At 44.7% G+C, this 18,430-nt stretch carries 19 protein-coding genes and 2 pseudogenes; 14 read left to right on the plus strand and 7 right to left on the minus strand.

All coding sequences use genetic code 11. The features are described from left to right. Positions 1 to 318: 318 nt before the first annotated feature. Positions 319 to 666 carry a hypothetical protein gene (locus tag OIU26_RS23020; protein ID WP_013371003.1) on the minus strand — a complete coding sequence of 116 codons (348 nt, stop codon included), beginning with the start codon at positions 664 to 666 and terminating at the stop codon, positions 319 to 321. Between the two features lie 370 nt (positions 667 to 1,036). On the opposite strand from OIU26_RS23020, the gene greA reads away from it, so the two are divergent. After that, entirely contained in the window at positions 1,037 to 1,516 is a 480-nt protein-coding gene (greA, locus tag OIU26_RS23025; RefSeq protein WP_013371005.1) for a transcription elongation factor GreA, read from the plus strand. Positions 1,517 to 1,644: 128 nt separating this feature from the next. Here greA and OIU26_RS23030 read toward each other — a convergent pair whose 3' ends face one another. Both OIU26_RS23030 and OIU26_RS23035 read right to left on the minus strand, forming a co-directional pair. Then, complete coding sequence (locus tag OIU26_RS23030; protein WP_264218140.1) at positions 1,645 to 2,184, minus strand: transcription repressor NadR; 540 nt, start codon at positions 2,182 to 2,184, stop codon at positions 1,645 to 1,647. Next, on the minus strand, positions 2,181 to 3,335 hold the full coding sequence (locus tag OIU26_RS23035) for an IscS subfamily cysteine desulfurase (protein ID WP_264218141.1): 1,155 nt from the start codon (positions 3,333 to 3,335) through the stop codon (positions 2,181 to 2,183). Before OIU26_RS23035 ends, OIU26_RS23030 begins: the two co-directional genes overlap by 4 nt. Positions 3,336 to 3,501: 166 nt before the next feature. Here OIU26_RS23035 and nadA point away from each other — a divergent pair, with 166 nt between their 5' ends. From nadA to OIU26_RS23060, 5 genes and pseudogenes are all read left to right on the plus strand, one after another. Beyond that, positions 3,502 to 4,608, plus strand: coding sequence for a quinolinate synthase NadA (gene nadA, locus OIU26_RS23040; protein WP_264218142.1), 1,107 nt, complete (start codon positions 3,502 to 3,504; stop codon positions 4,606 to 4,608). A gap of 115 nt (positions 4,609 to 4,723) precedes the next feature. Next, positions 4,724 to 5,053, plus strand: coding sequence for a hypothetical protein (locus tag OIU26_RS23045; protein WP_228392906.1), 330 nt, complete (start codon positions 4,724 to 4,726; stop codon positions 5,051 to 5,053). Then, on the plus strand, positions 5,019 to 5,852 hold the full coding sequence (gene yidC, locus OIU26_RS23050) for a membrane protein insertase YidC (RefSeq protein WP_058712336.1): 834 nt from the start codon (positions 5,019 to 5,021) through the stop codon (positions 5,850 to 5,852). The genes OIU26_RS23045 and yidC overlap by 35 nt, the downstream gene beginning before the upstream one ends. A 195-nt stretch (positions 5,853 to 6,047) precedes the next feature. Further along, positions 6,048 to 6,823 (plus strand): annotated as a pseudogene (locus OIU26_RS23055) (GNAT family N-acetyltransferase). Positions 6,824 to 6,931: 108 nt separating this feature from the next. Further along, positions 6,932 to 7,603 carry a phosphatase PAP2 family protein gene (locus OIU26_RS23060; protein WP_264218143.1) on the plus strand — a complete coding sequence of 224 codons (672 nt, stop codon included), beginning with the start codon at positions 6,932 to 6,934 and terminating at the stop codon, positions 7,601 to 7,603. Between the two features lie 38 nt (positions 7,604 to 7,641). On the opposite strand, the gene OIU26_RS23065 is transcribed toward OIU26_RS23060, so the two are convergent. Then, positions 7,642 to 8,292: an undecaprenyl-diphosphatase gene (locus OIU26_RS23065; protein WP_264218144.1), complete on the minus strand. Its 651-nt coding sequence runs from the start codon at positions 8,290 to 8,292 to the stop codon at positions 7,642 to 7,644. 147 nt (positions 8,293 to 8,439) lie between these two features. Here OIU26_RS23065 and OIU26_RS23070 point away from each other — a divergent pair, with 147 nt between their 5' ends. Both OIU26_RS23070 and OIU26_RS23075 read left to right on the plus strand, forming a co-directional pair. After that, positions 8,440 to 9,153: a response regulator transcription factor gene (locus tag OIU26_RS23070; protein WP_264218145.1), complete on the plus strand. Its 714-nt coding sequence runs from the start codon at positions 8,440 to 8,442 to the stop codon at positions 9,151 to 9,153. Beyond that, on the plus strand, positions 9,150 to 10,526 hold the full coding sequence (locus OIU26_RS23075; protein WP_264218146.1) for a HAMP domain-containing histidine kinase: 1,377 nt from the start codon (positions 9,150 to 9,152) through the stop codon (positions 10,524 to 10,526). The genes OIU26_RS23070 and OIU26_RS23075 overlap by 4 nt, the downstream gene beginning before the upstream one ends. An 81-nt stretch (positions 10,527 to 10,607) precedes the next feature. Here OIU26_RS23075 and OIU26_RS23080 read toward each other — a convergent pair whose 3' ends face one another. After that, on the minus strand, positions 10,608 to 11,081 hold the full coding sequence (locus OIU26_RS23080; protein WP_058711074.1) for a C40 family peptidase: 474 nt from the start codon (positions 11,079 to 11,081) through the stop codon (positions 10,608 to 10,610). A gap of 353 nt (positions 11,082 to 11,434) precedes the next feature. Here OIU26_RS23080 and OIU26_RS23085 point away from each other — a divergent pair, with 353 nt between their 5' ends. Both OIU26_RS23085 and OIU26_RS23090 read left to right on the plus strand, forming a co-directional pair. Then, positions 11,435 to 12,451, plus strand: a complete 1,017-nt coding sequence (locus OIU26_RS23085; RefSeq protein WP_264218147.1) for a glycosyltransferase family 4 protein — start codon at positions 11,435 to 11,437, stop codon at positions 12,449 to 12,451. 23 nt (positions 12,452 to 12,474) lie between these two features. Next, on the plus strand, positions 12,475 to 13,200 hold the full coding sequence (locus OIU26_RS23090; protein WP_264218148.1) for a succinylglutamate desuccinylase/aspartoacylase domain-containing protein: 726 nt from the start codon (positions 12,475 to 12,477) through the stop codon (positions 13,198 to 13,200). A 127-nt stretch (positions 13,201 to 13,327) separates the two neighbouring features. Here OIU26_RS23090 and OIU26_RS23095 read toward each other — a convergent pair whose 3' ends face one another. Together OIU26_RS23095 and OIU26_RS23100 are read right to left on the minus strand one after the other, a co-directional pair. Continuing rightward, positions 13,328 to 14,671, minus strand: a complete 1,344-nt coding sequence (locus OIU26_RS23095; protein WP_264218149.1) for a sugar phosphate nucleotidyltransferase — start codon at positions 14,669 to 14,671, stop codon at positions 13,328 to 13,330. Between the two features lie 70 nt (positions 14,672 to 14,741). Further along, a complete protein-coding gene (locus OIU26_RS23100; protein ID WP_264218150.1) occupies positions 14,742 to 15,578 on the minus strand; it encodes a DUF6492 family protein in 837 nt (278 codons plus the stop codon). A 209-nt stretch (positions 15,579 to 15,787) separates the two neighbouring features. On the opposite strand from OIU26_RS23100, the gene OIU26_RS23105 reads away from it, so the two are divergent. From OIU26_RS23105 to OIU26_RS23120, 4 genes and pseudogenes are all read left to right on the plus strand, one after another. Further along, positions 15,788 to 16,663, plus strand: coding sequence for a YheC/YheD family protein (locus tag OIU26_RS23105; RefSeq protein WP_264218151.1), 876 nt, complete (start codon positions 15,788 to 15,790; stop codon positions 16,661 to 16,663). 94 nt (positions 16,664 to 16,757) lie between these two features. Continuing rightward, a pseudogene (locus OIU26_RS23110) lies at positions 16,758 to 16,895 on the plus strand (cupin domain-containing protein); the annotation flags it as partial. Between the two features lie 33 nt (positions 16,896 to 16,928). Then, positions 16,929 to 17,279 carry a cupin domain-containing protein gene (locus tag OIU26_RS23115; RefSeq protein WP_254207937.1) on the plus strand — a complete coding sequence of 117 codons (351 nt, stop codon included), beginning with the start codon at positions 16,929 to 16,931 and terminating at the stop codon, positions 17,277 to 17,279. A 357-nt stretch (positions 17,280 to 17,636) separates the two neighbouring features. Next, the gene (locus OIU26_RS23120) at positions 17,637 to 18,416 is read left to right on the plus strand and encodes an ABC transporter ATP-binding protein (RefSeq protein ID WP_264218152.1); all 780 of its coding nucleotides are present in this window, start codon (positions 17,637 to 17,639) and stop codon (positions 18,414 to 18,416) included. The last annotated feature ends 14 nt before the right edge of the window (positions 18,417 to 18,430 follow it).

The raw sequence follows: 18,430 nt of genomic DNA on the forward strand, positions 1-18,430 counted from the left end.
ATAACTCAATTCGCATTCAAACAAAACTAAACAACCAGTCGCCGGTTCATTTCCGACAACTGGCTGCTTAAACTTGGAAGGTGTTTTGATCCCTGTCTCACAAACGGGGGTCAGTCCCAGTCTATAGATGCTTTTTTTGCGGGAATTATCATTTTAGGATTGGGTTGGCGAAGCGGAAAGTCCCTCTATATCTGAGGAGCCATAGAAGATCATGGCAACTAGAATCACAATGATGATAACCTCTGCAAAATATTCTCCATCAAACTCACTCACTATAAATATCTCCTTTCGCCACCTCTTAAGTATTTATTTATTTATTTATTTATTTATTTTCTGTGAAAAGGCTTGTATTACCTGATCCAACGTCATATTGCCGTTATCATTTAAAAATTTCACCATATTATCTACATTAGTAGGGGCAGATGCTAATGTTTTGTATTTTCCTGTGAGTCCTAAAAATAAAGTTGCTTGTCTGTATAAAGTCACGGAATCGACGTTTAGTTTTCCTGTTAGTAGGAGGGCTGCGACTAGGACCTCCACATTTTTTCCTTGAAGTGCTGAAAAGATAGCCGAATTACTGTTTAATCCATTTTTCTTTTGACCGTTAGGGGGGGATTTGGATTTGCGATTCCCGTTCCCGTTGCCATTCTTTCCTAAGGAAGCCATTGAATCTTCCTCCCGCCATACACTGCTCCTGCCTGGTTTTCATGAAATTTGGGACAAGGGCAGTGGCACTGCACGTGCTCATTAAAATACGTTATGATCATACGATATGCGAGCAAGAAAGCTTTGGTTACCATATGAATCACTGTGGCCGAAGGTAGCTGACTGCTAAATTCCTGAATTTCTTTTCGCATGTTGGTCCAATTTAGAGTAAACTACAATAAAGAAAGCTAAATGAGCATTTTGCATCAATTCCAGGAGCTTTATCCAATCAGCAATAGATGGACCCTAACGGTTTAGCTCGTATATATTGTACCTTCGAGTATTGAACTTGAATTATGCAAAGTGCTGAAATAGGAGTTGAAATAAGACCATGTCGAACGAAGAAGTATTGTTAACTAAAGAGGGATTAGCCAAGCTGGAGGAAGAGCTTAAGGAACTGAAGACGGTAAAACGCAAGGAGCTAGCCGAACGCCTCAAGTTGGCCATCAGCTATGGAGATCTGAAGGAAAATAGTGAATATCACTCAGCCAAGGACGATCAGGCGTTTATGGAAACACGGATCATGGTCTTGGAAAAAATGTTGACCAAAGCTCGGATAGTGGATGAAAGTAATCTGGACCTTAAAACGGTCAGTATCGGATCTACTGTTATTCTGAATGACATCGAATTTTCGGAGAAGGTGGAATACAAAGTTGTAAGTCCTGCGGAGGCAGATGTTCTGGACAACAAAATTTCCTATGAGAGTCCTTTAGGTAAGGCACTTTTGGGGAAAGAAGTGGGCAGTATCATTCATGTCGATGCACCCATGGCTGTAATCAAATATGAGCTGCTAGAAATTAAGCTCACTTAGTCCATTCCCGATTCCCTTTATAAGGGGGCCGGGATTTTTCATTCTTGCTATTTACATACCATCCCTGCGGAGTGCATTTGCACTCCACAAACTGGACAGGATTTTCATTGCTTTGTATCGTATTAAGATTAATCTGTCATCAGGAAGCCGGCTTGCTCCAGTGCAGCACAGGCATCATTAATTTTATTTTCATCCGAGGCATGCAATGTATGCAGGTGAATGCCTCCGGTCAGCTGGGACAAATAATTGGCTTGAGTGGAGCTGATCTTACGTATAAAATCGTCCACTTCTTTGCGAGTTCCGACCCGTATTGGAGCAGTCAGATCTCCATATACTGGATGTTCAACTATAACATCCTGCACACTGACACCGTAGTCCACAATCAGTTTTAATTCTTCTTCTGTTTGTTCAGGGCGGTGATTACACACAATAATACGAGAGGCTAAGGGAGCGACTTGAGCCGTAGGCTCCATATAAATGTATCCTTGACTCGTTGCAAGGATAGGCTCTTGGCTTGCTTTTAACAGGGAAATATCCTGTACAATTATTTGTCTGGAAACGGAGGACCTGCGTGCCAGTTCGCTCCCGGTCAGCGGTGATTCGCTTTTGAGCCACAATAGCAGCTGTTCGCGGCGATCCGTACCCGACCGTTTTGAAGATTCAGTCAACGGGATAAGCTCCTTTCTTGTCGATGCGTCAGGTCTGTCAAAATATCTACCAGTACATCCAATTCCTCGATGGTGGTTGTCCTGCCGAAAGAAATACGGATAAATTGTAAGGCTTCACGGCCGGATGCTCCAAGGGCTTGTATGGCAGGGGAAGGATCGTGATGTCCGGCGGCACATGCGCTTCCGGTAGATATACAGACACCGCTGCGATTACATTCCAGCATAACATATTGTCCCTCGTAACCGTGAAAAAAACATCCTACAATATGATGCAGCACCGCTTTTTTTTCGCTTTCCTCTACGACCCAACGTAATGGAATCGATCTTTCCTGAATTTTCGTAATAAAGTATCTTCGCAGGGTAGCATACCGCTCCTGATGCATCTCCATCTGTTCGGTCATCATTTCTGCCGCTGCGACAAAGGCTGCAATCCCTGGAACATTAATCGTTCCAGGACGAAATCCCTTTTCATGCAGTGTATCAGGATATACCGGACGCCATGGGGTTCCGGGTTTGAGATATGCAGCACCGACACCTTTGGGGCCATACACTTTATGGCTTGATATAGAGAGTGCATCCACTCCCATGGCTTCTACATCTATGTGAACATTCCCAAATGTTTGTACCGCATCACTATGCAGCATAATACCGCGTTCGTGGAGCAGGGGAGACAAGGCAGCAAGATCCTGAATCAGCCCTGTTTCCGAATTGGCGTGTTGTACAGATACAAGCCCGGTATTGTCTCTAAGGTGGGGGATAAGAACTTCACGGGTTATTCTTCCTTCCCGATCGGGTTGTACAATGGTCAGCTCATAGCCCTGATGTTCTAGAAAAGTAGCAAGATTATACATCGAGTGATGTTCCAAAGCGCTCATAATCCAATGCTTTTTGTGGGACGGCAACCCGTTCAGGATCGATTGCACGACCAACATATTGGATTCTGTGCCCCCTGTTGTAAAATAGATGCCTTCCTTATACCCGCCAATCATATTTGCCATTCGTTGCCTGCTGTAATCTAGTGTGTAGGCTGCTTGACCGCCTGCATCATGGAGACTGCTGGCATTTCCGAACATTTCCTTATTCATTACGGTATATATATGCAAAGCTTCGTCACACATGGGTGTGGAAGCGGCAAAGTCCAGGTAAATCATAGCAAATCCTCCCCACTTAAAAATAATTCCATTCCAAAAACCCTTGAGATTATTGTAGGCATGTGTAAATATAAGTGTCAAGACACATGTAAATATGTTTGTACACATAGCGGTTATCTATTCGTGAGCGAGGGACAGTCAGCCGCAACGATATGGAGGGAATCTAATGTCTATGCTAGACGTTTTACAAGGAAATCGTGGACTTATGCCAGAGCATTATAAAACACTGACGGTTGCTGACATGGAGCAACGTGTAGCTGAGCTGAAACAAAAATGGGGCTCAAAGCTGCTCATTCCGGGCCATCACTATCAGAAAGACGAGGTTATCCAATTTGCTGATATCACAGGAGATTCGCTACAGCTCGCTCAAATGGCGGCACAAAATCAGGAAGCGGAGTTTATTGTGTTTTGCGGGGTTCATTTTATGGCGGAGACAGCGGATATGCTGACTACCGACCAGCAAACCGTCGTTCTGCCGGATATGCGCGCAGGCTGCTCGATGGCAGATATGGCGAATATGGAGCAGACGGAACGAGCGTGGAAGCATTTGCAGGAGTTGATAGGTGATACGATCATTCCGTTAACGTATGTAAATTCCACAGCAGAGATCAAAGCCTTTGTAGGGCGGCATGGCGGGGCTACCGTGACTTCTTCGAATGCCAAGCAGGTGCTGGCCTGGGCGCTGAAACAAAAGGAACGTATTTTATTTTTGCCGGATCAGCATTTGGGACGCAATACAGCCCATGATCTTGGAATTCCGCTGGATGAAATGGCTGTATGGAATCCTATGACCGATCAGTTGGAGACTGAACGAAAACCCGAAACCGTGAAAATCATTTTATGGAAAGGGCACTGTTCAGTTCATGAAAAATTTACGGTAGATCACATTCGCAACGTCCGTGAACGCGATAAGAATATCCGGGTCATCGTTCACCCCGAATGCTCTTATGAGGTTGTACAGCTCGCAGATTGTGCTGGCTCCACCAAATTCATCATCGATACGATCCGTGCGGCAGAGCCGGGGACCCAATGGGCCGTTGGCACAGAGATGAATCTCGTGCAACGGATTAGACAGCAGTACCCTGAACAGCAGATTGAATCGCTCAATCCCGATATGTGTCCTTGTCTGACCATGAACCGGATCGATCTTCCGCATTTGCTGTGGGCAATGGAACAGATTGATCGGGGAGAGCCTGTGGGGGTCATTCGTGTGGATGCTCAGATCAGACAGGACGCTGTACAGGCACTGAATCGTATGCTTGCTATACGTTAAGTTTTTACCGTTACGTAGAGCGTACTTTCTTGTTTGTGATCCAACCTCTATCTCTAATTAAAGATTAGTCGATTGTTCGGTTTCGTGCTATAATTGTAGCAACATACCGAAGGAGGTGAATCCCTTGTTTGAGCTTCAGGACCTACTCCCCTATTTGCTTACGATCGGCTTGCTGTGCACTGTGACTTATACGTATCTTGCTCATTTACATGGCAGTGTAGCTGAATGCTGGGTCGAAGGCGGGCCCGTTCGCTCGCATGCTTCTCCGCTGATGCCGATATCTGCCCGCGGACAGGACATGCCTGTACGGCTAGCACGTCACATTCGGCGGAAAGAAGCGCCAGATGAAGATGCATCCGATTGTTCCCCCTTGTTGAGTGATGGCACAGTCAATCAACGAGGAGGAACATATGAAACGATTCAAGGGATTCACTTTTTGGGGTAAACAAGAACGGATATTGGGTTTAATCGTAGCGTTGGCGGTGGTCATGCTGCTGTCTGGTTGTGGTGCGAATGCTGCGGAGATTAATGCACAGACACCTGGTTTTTTTAATCATTACGTGGTGTTCCCACTTTCTTGGCTCATTCAGCATTTGGCGCAATGGTTTGGTGGAAGCTTTGGGCTGGCGATCATGACTTTGACATTCATTGTCCGTCTGGCCTTACTACCGCTAATGATGCGTCAAACGCGTGCCCAGCAGGGGATGAAGCGCAAGATGAGCGCTATGCAACCCGACTTGGACCGAATTAAGAAGAAGTATGAGAATAAGAAAGACGCCACCAGTCAGCAAAGTATGCAGCAGGAAATGATGTCACTATACAAAGAACATCAATTCAATCCACTCAATATCGGTTGTCTGCCTATTCTCATTCAGCTACCGATTTTAAGCGGGATGTATACTGCCATCCGACTCACGCCGGAGCTGGCGTCTCACTCCTTCTTATGGTTCCGGCTTGGACAGCCGGACTGGATTCTGGCAATTGTCGTCGCAGTTGTATACTTGGCACAGGCCAAGCTTTCTCAACTACAGATGACGGCTGACCAGCGCAAGCAATTTGCTATCATGGGTTATCTTTCACCGATTATGATGGCGGTCTTTTCCTTCAATGCTCCTGCGGCCATGCCTTTATATTGGACCGTAAGCGGCACCTTTTTGCTGCTTCAATCGTTGTGGTTCCGCAAACGCTATCCAATCGAGGAAGCAGAGAACAAGATTAAGCTTGGTGAAGTCACGCCAACTTAATAAGAAGATGCTATTTGTTTGACATAGAATTGCGTTTGCAGTGTTTCATGTGTAATGACAGGATACTATTCGAGCCTATAAGGCTTAAATAGTGTCCTTTTTTTGTAGCTTTTTTCACTATTATTTCGCTTGCGGTTTTGTAATCATTATGAAATCCTTATATCATAAATATTCTTAAAAGTTAGGAGAGACTATATGGAAAATTCAACAACAACCATTGAATGGTATGAAAATCAAATAAGAGAAGACGGCTGTTTTTGCATGAGAAGCATGCAAAAAGCACCGGGATATGTACAAAAGCTGAATTGGACAGAAAAAGAATTCACTCAAGGTTTGACTTACATACAATTAAGAAAAGACAATAAACCAGTAGGATTCATTGAGTATGCATTGGGTGAACAAGCATGGAGAGCTGTTCATGCGGATGGATATCTAGTAATTCATTGCATCTGGATCGCTGTAACTGGTTTGGGGCTAGGCTCACAGCTTATTCAACGCTGCATTCAAGATGCTATTACGTTGGGGAAGAAGGGAGTGGCAGTTGTTACCAACATAGATACCTCCTGGGCACCAGGTCCCGAGATTTTCTGAAAAACGGATTTCGGCATGTGGAGGATGCTCCATATTCTTTTCAGTTGTATGTTTACAAGCTTAATCAAGAGCATTCAGACCCTTATTTTCCTGATAATTGGGTTTTACGTCTGGATCGTTTTAGTGAGGGCTTAACCATTTTACGAACTCATCAATGCCCTTATCTGGAAATAGCCACGCACAATGTGATTGAAGCAGCTGAGACTGTGGGGATACAACCTGAAATCATTGATATACGAGATCGTTCACAATTGATGGAACTGTCCCCGACCCCGTATGGCGTATTTCATGTGATCTGTAATGGAGAATTGATTTCATATCACAGGATGACTCCTCGTTCTTTTGCCAAAAAGCTAACCATGCTTTATTCTAAAAGCTAATCTTTTCATGAAATGATACAAGAAAAGTGGGTAAAGTAAATACATAGACAATACGAATGCTACATTTTGCTTGATCAGGGGATGAAGATTATGGAGGACCTTTAAAAAATGAAGCAACTACCTACAAAGCTGCCAATTTCCGTGGCTCTGCTCACATGTATAGTATGTGCCATCGGTTTTGGCTTAATTGCACTATGGGTCAGCGACCATCAAGTACGGCATTTTGACCACAGGATCATTACAGCTATTGGACAACTGGAGTCGCCTGCCATGACACGTCTTATGAAATGTTTCACTATGATCGGCAGCGGGATTCCAGTAGTGATTATCATTTTAATTGCCATGTTCGTGCTATATAGCGTATTAGGACACCGCCGAGAATTGTTTTTTTTAGCGGTTGCTGTGCTGGGATCGGTGCTGCTGAATATGGTGTTAAAAATGCTATTTCAGCGTGCGAGACCTGAAATTAACCGTATTATTGAAGCGAATGGATACAGCTTTCCCAGCGGACATTCTATGACTGCTTTTAGTATGTATGCGGCGCTAACGTTTTTATTGTGGAAGCACGTTCCTTCCAGAAGGGGGCGTATCCTTCTTGTTGTGCTCAGTAGCCTGCTAATCCTAACGATCGGGGCAAGCCGTATTTATTTGGGCGTACATTATCCAAGTGATGTTGTGGGTGGCTATTTCATGAGTGGGTGCTGGATGGCAGCTTGCATTTGGTTCTACCAACGTTATGAAGAACGAATGCTATCTCTTCGTACCAAATCGACTGCATAATGAGTGGCATAGATGAAGAAGTTAAAAAAGCAGACGCATTAGCGTCTGCTTTTGATTTGGACAGAGGAAGTGGATTTGGTCATCTTAGTTCTCGTCTGTTTTAAAGGCTTAAGTCCCAGCTTCTGCTCCCATTTTTCATACAAAATAATAGCCGCCTGCATAAAGATGCCTGGAAGCTTCCGACTGCAAATGAATTTATGAACACCAACTGCGCAACCTGCCCCAATAAGGGCGCCTGCCAAAATATCTGAAGGATAATGCACCCCGGTCCATACGCGGGATATTGCAATAAGCATAGCCAAGATAACCCACAGAACACGATATTTTTGATGATGAAGCCATAGAATTGCAGCCAGAGCAAAAGCTCCAAGTGCATGATTACTCGGAAATGAAGCATTTGGATCATGGTGAATAAGCTGAATGACAGAATGTCCAACAAAAGGCCGGTCTCTGTAAAACAAATGTCCAAGCCCCCAACTGATTATAAAACCGATACAAACCGTTATAACGGCTTCTAAAATCATCATCCGATGCGGCATTTTAAAGGTGAACCAGTATATCAGTAAGGCCACTCCGAATAAATACGGTGCATATTGCGCCAAGAAGCGCATGGTTCCATTCAAAAAGGCGAGGTGATCAGCCAGTTCATTGATCCAGTGAAACAAAGCAAAGTCTACATTAATTAACATGAATAAATTACTCCTTAACCTCAAAAAATTGAATTACAAAGTTATATTATAGAGCGACTATACGGATAAAAGCTTAAAATCAAATAAAAAATGAATGTTATGTGCATTGCTTATTAGTTTTTTCTATAGAAAATAGGTGGTTTTGCGATGGATAAGTCGGTGCTGGTCATTGATGATGAAGAGAAGATATCCAGATTGCTTCAGTTGGAGTTATCCCATGAAGGATATGTGGTTGAAATCGCACAAACGGGAAGAGAAGGGTTGGAAAAAGCATTAGCCCATACATGGGATATTATTATCCTGGATGTGATGCTGCCGGAGATAAACGGAGTTGAGGTGCTGAAGCAGATTCGAAAAGTGGACAATCATACCCCGATAATTATGGTCACTGCACGTAACACGACTCCTGACAAGGTCTCAGGTCTGGATGAAGGAGCTAATGATTACATTACAAAGCCTTTTGAAATTGAGGAGTTATTAGCGCGGATGCGGGCTAGTATGAGGAATCAATTGGAGCCGGCAGCTACCGCTCCACCAAAAGAGGACAAGCAGCAATCCAAACTTCAGGTCGATAGCCTGGTGTTGGAACCCAAGACGCGATCTGTGGTGAGGGAAGGAAAACGTATCGAACTTACGCCCAAAGAATTTGATTTGCTTCTTTATCTGATGGAGCACAAAAATCAGGTATTGCATCGGGAGCAAATGATTCAGGACGTGTGGGGGTTTGATTTTGTTGGTGATACGAATGTAGTAGATGTTTATATCCGATATGTTCGCAAAAAAATTGATCATGGATACAAAAAGAAACTGATTAAAACCGTGCGCGGCGTTGGGTACTGTATCCGGGAGGAAGACCATTGAAGCTGCGGACCCAAATTACCCTGCTTAGTTCTATTTTAGTGATGACGATTCTCCTGTTTGTGGATGTCACGGTTCATCTATTATTTGTCAAAATCGCTACTCGTAATGAAAGAGAAGTGTTACAAAATAAGTGGACTGAAATTATTTCCGAAACAGGACCTACGATGATTCTGAAAAATGCATGGGGGCCCAAGCTGAAAGATGAACTTTCGGGGGATACCATTCTGAGGGTATTTGATCAGCAATCTCGCCTTCTGTATGAAGTAAGCCGTCAGTCGCGCTTTAAGCTAGACGATATACGTTTTAACCTTTCTCAGAGCTCTCAACTGACGGATCTACAGAATCATAAAATTCTGATCATTCACCTTCCGGTGCTTTCCCCAGAAGGTAGTCAAAAGGGGACACTGGAGATTGTAGAAAAATGGGATGCGCTCGAAAACAATCTCGATATCTTAAATACAATTCTTATCACGTCGACTGTAGGAGCTATGTTGCTCAGTCTGGTGGGTAGCACGATTTTGGCGAATGCGATATTGCTGCCAATCGCCAGTAGTATTCAAACAATGCAGGAAATCGAAAGAAGCTTGAAATTCAAAAAAATTCCTGTCGGCAGCCACAATCAAGATGAATTGTCCCAAATGACCGCAACTTTTAACCGAATGGTGGAGAGATTGGAAGAAAGCTTTCAGAGCCAGCAGCAGTTTGTTTCCGATGCCTCACATGAGCTGAATACGACATTGATGATTATTGAGGGCTATGCCAACATGTTGCGGCGGTGGGGTACGCGTGACGAGGACATACGTAAGGAATCGATTGAATCGATCTATGAAGAAACTCAGCGAATGCGTACGATGACGCAGCAATTACTGACATTGGCCTCCTCACAGCAGCAAGCCCCCGAACCGTATGAGCCGGTAGAGCTGGTTGGTTGTTGTCAACAGGTAGTAGCACATCTCAAGCCTGTACATGAACGTCAAATTTCTATTTTTACAGAAGAAAAGGAAATTTGGCTGGATGCTAATCTTGCAAAAATCAAGCAGTTACTAGTCATCCTACTGGATAATGCCTTAAAGTATAGCTCGGATGAAATCGAAATATGGATATCTACAGATGAAAAAGATGTCCACCTTCGGGTTAAGGATTACGGAATTGGCATTCCTGAGGGCGAGATCAAGCGTGTCTTTGAACGATTTTATCGGGTAGACAGCTCCAGACATCGTAAAACCGGAGGAACCGGACTGGGGTTGCCGATTGCCAGGACAATAACAGATGCTCACCAGGGTACGATACGCATGGAAAGCGTAGAAGGAGAAGGGACGGAGGTCATCGTTACGCTGCCTCAAAAACAACAGAAAAGGCTGTCCCTCCAGTAGACATCTCTACTCAGAGGAACAGCCTTTTTAATGTTAATTGTAAGTTAAGCATTCGGTGGATGGGAATCATCCAAAATGATCCTAAAGGACACGACGTGCTGTTGTGTAATGGGAGTTCCACCATCCCGAATTCAGTTTTGTAACCGTTACGCCACCTTTACCATACGTGTGCAGTATTTTCCCGTCTCCCATGTAAATGGCTACATGATGAATTGGGGCATAGAAAAAGACCAAATCGCCTTTTTTAAGCTGACTACGCGGTACATAAGTGCCTACAGTTGACTGCTGTTTGGACGAACGTGGAAGCTTGATTCCATTTTGTGCAAAAACATACTGAGTGAACGAAGAGCAATCAAAAGAGCTTGTACTGCCTGCAGGAGCTCCATGTTCATAACGGACGCCCATATACTGGGATCCTTTTGAAATAATCCGATCAGCTTTACTTGTCGAAGCGGCATGAGTGGTGTCTGGTCCAACGACGAAGCTCCCAGCGCTCAGTGCCAAAGTCATCGTAAAGCAAATACCCATCCACAATTTTTTAGAAGTACGTTTCATATATAATTTCCTCCGTTATTCGTATTGTGTTGATGTCCTGAAATGACAATAACACAAATAAAATATCCGCAATTTACCACTCATGGTTACAACCCTGTTACCCCAACGTTTTGCCCTGCTTTATTAGAAAACGATGAGAATTTTCTCCTTAACTTTAGCTTGACAAATTAAATAGCTCTCCCTTATGACTAGTCTCGTATGACAAAAAGCGACTTGCAGACGATTGGCACAAGCAATCATGCAAAACATACATACCTATATACTACAATTTATAACCTGCACGGGAGTATGCTTAGATTCCCGTTGACATCGTAAAGATCACACCGTATTTCCGGTCAGGAAGGGGAATTCGTATGGCTTCAAGGCAGAGTAAAGCATTCAAAAACCGACCTTTAACCATTGTGCAGGTCATATCCAACTATCCCGATGCACAGCCTGTACCCTCCATCAAGGGCGGAACGGAAAAGGTTGTGCATGAATTAACAGAGGAATTAGTGAGACGAGGGCATCATGTATCTCTTTTTGCCGCCCGTGGGAGCAGGAGCAGCGCGCGATTGATTACTTATCCGAAGGGTTTGAAACATAGTCAGATCCCCCAATATGTACTTCGGCATATGCCTTCCGGTACACATATCATTCATGACCATACCTTTCGTTCTGCGGTGGCGCGTAGGAAGCTGCCTTGCTCATCATTGTGTACCGTTCATCTACCAGTGAAGAGGCACGGTAAAAACCCCGTATATGTCAGTAAAAGAGCACGCCAACTGATGGGCGGGGGCAAAGGATTTTATATCTATAACGGCATCAACACCCATGAATACGAGTTCAGCAGTGAGAAGCGAGGCTACTTGCTGTTTATGGGCAGAATCATACCGGATAAAGGTGTACTGCAGGCCATTCAGGTTGCAGAGCGAACAGGAAAAAGACTGCTTATTGCGGGTCCTATCAAAGCCCCTGTATTTTTTCGCCGAGAGATTCAGAAGCGAATTCAGCGCAATCCGAATATACGCTATGTAGGACCAGTTGGGGGTGATCGGAAACAGAAGCTGCTGAAACATGCAGAGTGTCTGTTGTTTCCATCACTGTGGGAAGAGCCGTTCGGACTCGTAATGGTAGAGGCCATGGCTTGTGGAACACCTGTGCTGGCACTAAAAAATGGCTCCGTTCCCGAGGTGCTATCAGGCTTTCCACAGTTGATTTGCAAATCAGTTGGCCAAATGGCACGTAAGGCACAGCAAAAAAATTACCCGTCACCCGCGCAGCTTCGATTGTATGTTAACCAAAGATTTACCAACAAACAGATGACCAGCAACTATTTGAGACTATACCGTGAAATCATCCGTCGGCGAGAACAGAAGAGAGGACACTGAAAGCCTATACGGAGGTGAAGAGGATGCAGGTCAAACGATATATGCTTGGAAAGGGCTCTTCTTGGGCGACTCCTTATTATGTAGCCATAGAGGGACAGAAAGGCCCGTGTGCGATGGTGGTTGCAGGCATACATGGTAATGAAATAGCAAGTATACGTGCGGCTGAGAAACTGGTAAAGCTTTTGAATGAGCAAAAACTAAGATTCAGCCATGGCAAACTTATTATTGTGCCAATTGTGAATCAAGAGGCTTACCGCAAGCAGATCAGAGGAAAACCTGATCTGAATCGAACCTTTCCGCGCCAGAAAAAGCAGGCGGCAACACATCCACTTTCCGCTGCTCTATTTAAACTAACACAAAAGCATCACCCTGAATGGTATCTCGACTTACATGAGGCGAATGGATTATCACAAAAGGATGCCAAGGTGCTTGGTCAAACGCTGATCTCCAATAAAGGCAACCCGGTAATTCCCACGACGCGCCGGATTATTAAGCGAATGAATCGCTCGATCAAGGTGAAAGACCACCATTTCAACATGCGGCTGCATGAGCTCCCAGGTTCCTCTCGTACCGCTGCAGCCCGTATTTTAGGGGCACGTGCAGTAACCGTGGAAACGGGGTGGAGCCTGTCCCAGAAAGTACGCATACACTATCAGATGAAGATTATGCAGCACTTTTTAATGGAGGCCGGGATAGTTAAGGCCAACAAGGTTTATTTATCTGGCAAGGTTAAAACGGTTACTTTATGAGATGTAATATTACAAAAAAATCGCTTCATGAGCATAGGATTTTACTCACCTTGCTCAAGAGCGATTTTTTTGATGTGTGATTTTCGTGCAGAAATCCTATCTGTTTAGATTCTATAACTCTGTGTTGTCAGGAATCGGATTTATAGAAGGCGCTCACCAAACTGTGACCCAGGCGCACCTCGATCAGTTCCAGTGCGGTATCCAGATCTGCGCGGATCGTGTGATACGTATCCACTGGAATGCTAAATACAGAGCCGCTTGCCGCAGCAAAGCGTTCTCCGTTCAGCATAACCTCTCCCCGGCCGGACACGATCGTCCATACTTTAAGTCCGCTGCCGTGAATACGTCCATTCAAGCGATGATCTGGCAACACCGTCAGTCGTATGGCTAAGATGTCGTTCGGACTCCGGTGATCAAACTCGTCCAGCACCCGGTAATTGCCCCAAGAGGTTTCACCATGCATGGGATGAAGTTGGAGGTTGCCTAGCTGCTCCTTGATCGCGTGAGCATGGCTTTTGGACGCAATGAGAATACCGTCAGGGCTTGCAGCAGCAATAATATCCTCCACGCCAATGACATGAAGTGGATAGGGCAGCTCATTCACGATGTGTGTGCCGTGAGTCTGGCCACTGATTTGTCCACGCCCGATCACTCGGCTTCCTAGCTGCTCTGTTAAGGCCTGCCAGTTGCCGATGTCGTGCCATTCGCCCTCGTAAGGCAGGACAACGGCCCGTTCAGTACGCTCCGCAATCTCCTCATCGAAACTGCGAACCGGGAGACTATCATATATTGTGTACAGTTCTTCATCGTTCAGCGGCAATTGAATTTGCTCCATGCAGGACAGCATATACCGTAACGTAAAAGCGTAAATACCGCAGTTCCACAGCGCGCCTTGGTTAATAAGCTGCTGCGCCCTAGAGAGAGGCGGCTTTTCAGTGAAGCGAGCAACTTGTGCATAAGCCGATTTCCCTTCCTGCCTCATTTGCAGACCTGGAACAATATATCCATATTGGTCGGAGGCATGGGTAGGCCTTGTCCCAAGCATAGCCAGATCGGCTCCGCTCTCGAGCAATAGACCGGAGAGCGCTGCTATGCTGTGGAAGAAGTCGTCGCCTGCGAACATATCTGCTGGAGCAATACAGAGAACTTCATCCAGCCCCATGCCTCTTGTGTGAAAATAAGCAGCAGCGAGTGCGGCAGCTGTGAGGGTTCCCCGTTTGGCAGGCTCGCCAAGAACGGGCAGACGACCTTCAGTATGGCGAAATGCTAGATTTACCTGACTCCGATGAGCCAGAAGCAGGGCAGAGGAATCTAGCCCGGCTAAGGTAAGCTGACGATACACCCGGCCAAGCATAGATTCCTGCTGCCCATCAGGAGCGGGTAACAACCGGAGAAACAGCTTTGACCGAATATCGTTGGACAATGGCCACAGCCGTTTTCCGGCACCACCGCATAACAATACGATGCGCACGGACGTTTCCTCCTTCAATGCAGATCCATTTGGATTGCATCAACAATTGCGGGATTTTCTATTTTAGGAACTATTTCAATGCAGATTGAATCTTTGTTTTTGGAGCTAGCTGGTATACTTTGCGTTGATGAAAAGATAAGGAGCGGTAGCTTTGGGCGTAGACATCCAATTGTTTTGGTGACAGCGAAGAAGCACGACTATGAAGCGCTTTATTCAATGAATTGCGCAAAATCATCCGAGAGGGCTGATTGCTGTATAGATAGTTGGCATACGTTTCATATTCGGAAAATCCAAACTGTTTTGTCCGGTCTATACTTTGAATAATGGCGTTGTACCAAGGTTCCCCATGTCTGGTCTCAATAACTTGCTTGAGCTGGGCGAGCCGTGTTTTTTCAAAAAGCATATAGTGAGTGACAAAGGACTTTGGTGAGGGAGCTTTAACACCCATCAGCTTACGGTAAGTGCGAAAGTACTCAGGTTGACTCCAGCTGCGATAGTAAAAAATTGTTTTCCCGTCTTTACGGAACGTATGTGGACGAATCAAAATGGTGTCCGCGTCTATGACGAGAAAAAAAGACGTTTTACTGATTTTGTCGCCATTCATTTTGAGCAATTGCTGATACAGCCAGCCTGATCGATCCCAGCGCGTTGTTCCGTAACGAATATGGTTTTTAGTGATGGGCAACACTGTTTTTTCGTCTATAAATGTACACTTCTTGTTGGCACATAGACGGCGAAGTTTGGTGCTTTGCGGTGAAACGATATAAATGGTTGCAATTCGGTGCTGCACGTGACGGCGGAGACTGTCAATTACTAGTGGTAGTGTCGCCAGATCTTTTTCAATTGCGGGGATCAGAACATCGATTGAGAGGGAACCCTTTTGTGGCTCATCGGATTGCGCAGACATGTTATTCACTCCCTATACGTGTAAATATACGCTACCGGTACCTTATATTATTGTATGCCTGGACAGGCTCTTTCGACCGGGCAAGGCCAACTGTCTAATTCTATGTAGAAGAGGGCGAATGGAGCTTCGAATGGGGATTTGGCGCATACGATAGATTGATCTTTTTTAACAGGAGCGTTCTACCCTGAGAGTAGAGAGGAGAGGGGCAAGTGAATTCTTCACAAGCGCAGGCGTTGCGCAGCAAATGGCATAAAACCCAATTGCTGCTCCAGCATGGCAGTATCAAGCCTTTTGTACCTGAAACTCGTAAATACAGCAAAGCAAATGTGAAATCAATGCTCGAAAAATATGGTATGGTCTATGTAAAGCCTGAGCGAGGTACCTTTGGCAAAGGTGTGATGAAAGTCGAACAAGAGGCAGGTCAGCGTTTTGCCTACCAATATGAGGAAAAGCGTCTGGGATTCAAACATTTGGATGCACTAATCACCAGCTTATCGAAACACACGGGGGAAAAAAGTTATCTCATTCAAAAGGGAATCCATTTACTGCGCCATCAAAATCGTTATTTTGATATCCGGATCATGGTGCAGCGTAATGCAAAAGGGTCATGGGAATCTACCGGAATTATTGGACGCTTGGGTCATCCCCGTAAAATCGTGACCAATTATCATAGTGGTGGTAAACCGATGGCCTTAGAACAACTACTGAAATCCCATTTATCGCAAAGTAAGCAGGCTGAGCTGGTCAAGAAGCTCAATGAACTAGGGATTACGATCGCCACACAACTACAAAAAACATATCCGAAATTCCGGCAAATTGGTGTGGACATTGGATTGGATCATCGCTTTATCCCGTGGATCATTGAGGTGAACACGAAGCCAGATCCATATATTTTTAACCAATTGACAGATAAGTCTATGTACCGAAAAGTAATAAGCTATTGGCGACTGGCTAATGAAAAAAAGAAGGTTACAGTCCCAAGCAAGGATAAGAAGAATAACAACAAGAATAAAGATAAAAATGCGAATAAAGTTACAAATAAAGTTGATCATACAAATAAAGAACCTAAATCAAAAAAAGGATGAATTGTTTATGATTCATCCTTTTTTTCTTGTCTGTTTATCCTAATCCTAACCGCGAGGTGGCGACTCGGACATTCACGGTACTTCCTATGTCGATATTTTTAACCCCGGTGATGTATGGTATTTCCCCCGTGGTTATGGTCACTCCATTCAAGGTCTTGGTCCTGGAGAGTGTCATTTTATCCTGATTTTTGATAATGGTGATTTTTCGGAGACCATACGTTCAGCATTACTGATTTTATTCGCTCAGACTCCCGCGGATGTTGTCATGCAAAATCTCGGACTTGCAGCCGACGAGCTGGCTCTTTTACCAAAGAAGGAAGCTTATTTTGCAAAAGGACCTGTCCCATCTATCGCATCTCATGATGCATATCCGCGCGCTTCTTCCGATCTAATTACTAAACACCGCTATCCTTTAATGGCCAAACAGCCCAGATTGGCACCGGGTGGAGGGACTCAGCGGACCGTTACAGTAGAAGATTTCCCTATTTCTTCGACGATGGCAGGATCTGTGATTGAATTAGAGCCAGGCGGATTGCGAGAAATGCACTGGCATCCCAATGCGGATGAATGGCAATATTATTTGGACGGAGTGGTCATTACGAGGCCATTGATTTGAGTGAGTGGATGGCTGGCAACCCTGTTGATGTATTGGCAACAAATCTGAGCCTGCCTCGGGAAATAGCGCATAAACTGCCTCATAAATCAGTCTTCATCGCCCCAAAATCTTAACTCTTAAATCATAAAGCAACTAAAATGCCCGCTTAGGCTACCTTATTCCAGTTAGCCTAAGCGGGCTATTAAACTTGATTCTGTTTCTATTACTTTTGTAGAAAGTAATAGAGTGAATTTAAAATTGAACAACCTGCAACCCTGTGCTATTCTTATACGAAAGTGAAGATTAATGTAGTAAAAGTTATATTTTATTATGCTTATAAACATCTGATGATACGATGAATAGAGGGGATGTGCAGCCATGAATTCTGTCATTGAACTTAACAATGTAAGCTGGAAGAGAGATAACCGTACCATACTGGATCAAATCAATTGGCAGGTAGCTGAGGGAGAGCACTGGGCTGTACTCGGCTTGAATGGATCAGGCAAAACAACGATGCTCAATATGATTAATGGTTACATATGGCCAACCACAGGTAGTGTCGGTGTATTGGGTCATACTTTTGGGGATGTAGATTTGAGGGAATTACGCAAATCTATTGGTTGGGTCAGTTCCTCTTTACAGGAAAGAATTAATGGAAGCCAGCGCACGCAGGATGTTGTCATCAGCGGCAAATTTGCTTCTATTGGACTGTATGATCAGACGACGGATACAGATGATAAACAGGCCATTCAGCTTATGACCCAACTGGGCTGTGCTCATCTCGTGGATCGGTTGTATCAGGGATGCTCACAGGGAGAAAAGCAAAAAGTGCTTATTGCTCGCGCGTTAATGGCCTCGCCCAAGCTGCTGATTTTGGACGAGGCGTGTAATGGGTTGGATTTTTTTTCTAGAGAAGCATTACTGGATAGCGTTCGTCAGCTGTCCGAGACGCCGGGTGCTCCAAATTTATTGTATGTTACACATCATATCGAAGAAATTCTACCCATGTACACACATACAATTCTGATTCGCCGGGGTACGGTGTTTGCCAAAGGTAAAACGACAGATATCCTGAGCAGTGAAACGCTCAGTGCTTTTTTTGAAACACCTGTGCAAGTAGACTGGAGACAGGATCGTGCATGGCTCTCTATGGTATAGAGAGCCTTTTGTCT

Origin of the sequence: Paenibacillus sp. BT-177, from assembly GCF_025846815.2 — a bacterium.
Taxonomy (GTDB): domain Bacteria; phylum Bacillota; class Bacilli; order Paenibacillales; family Paenibacillaceae; genus Paenibacillus; species Paenibacillus polymyxa_C.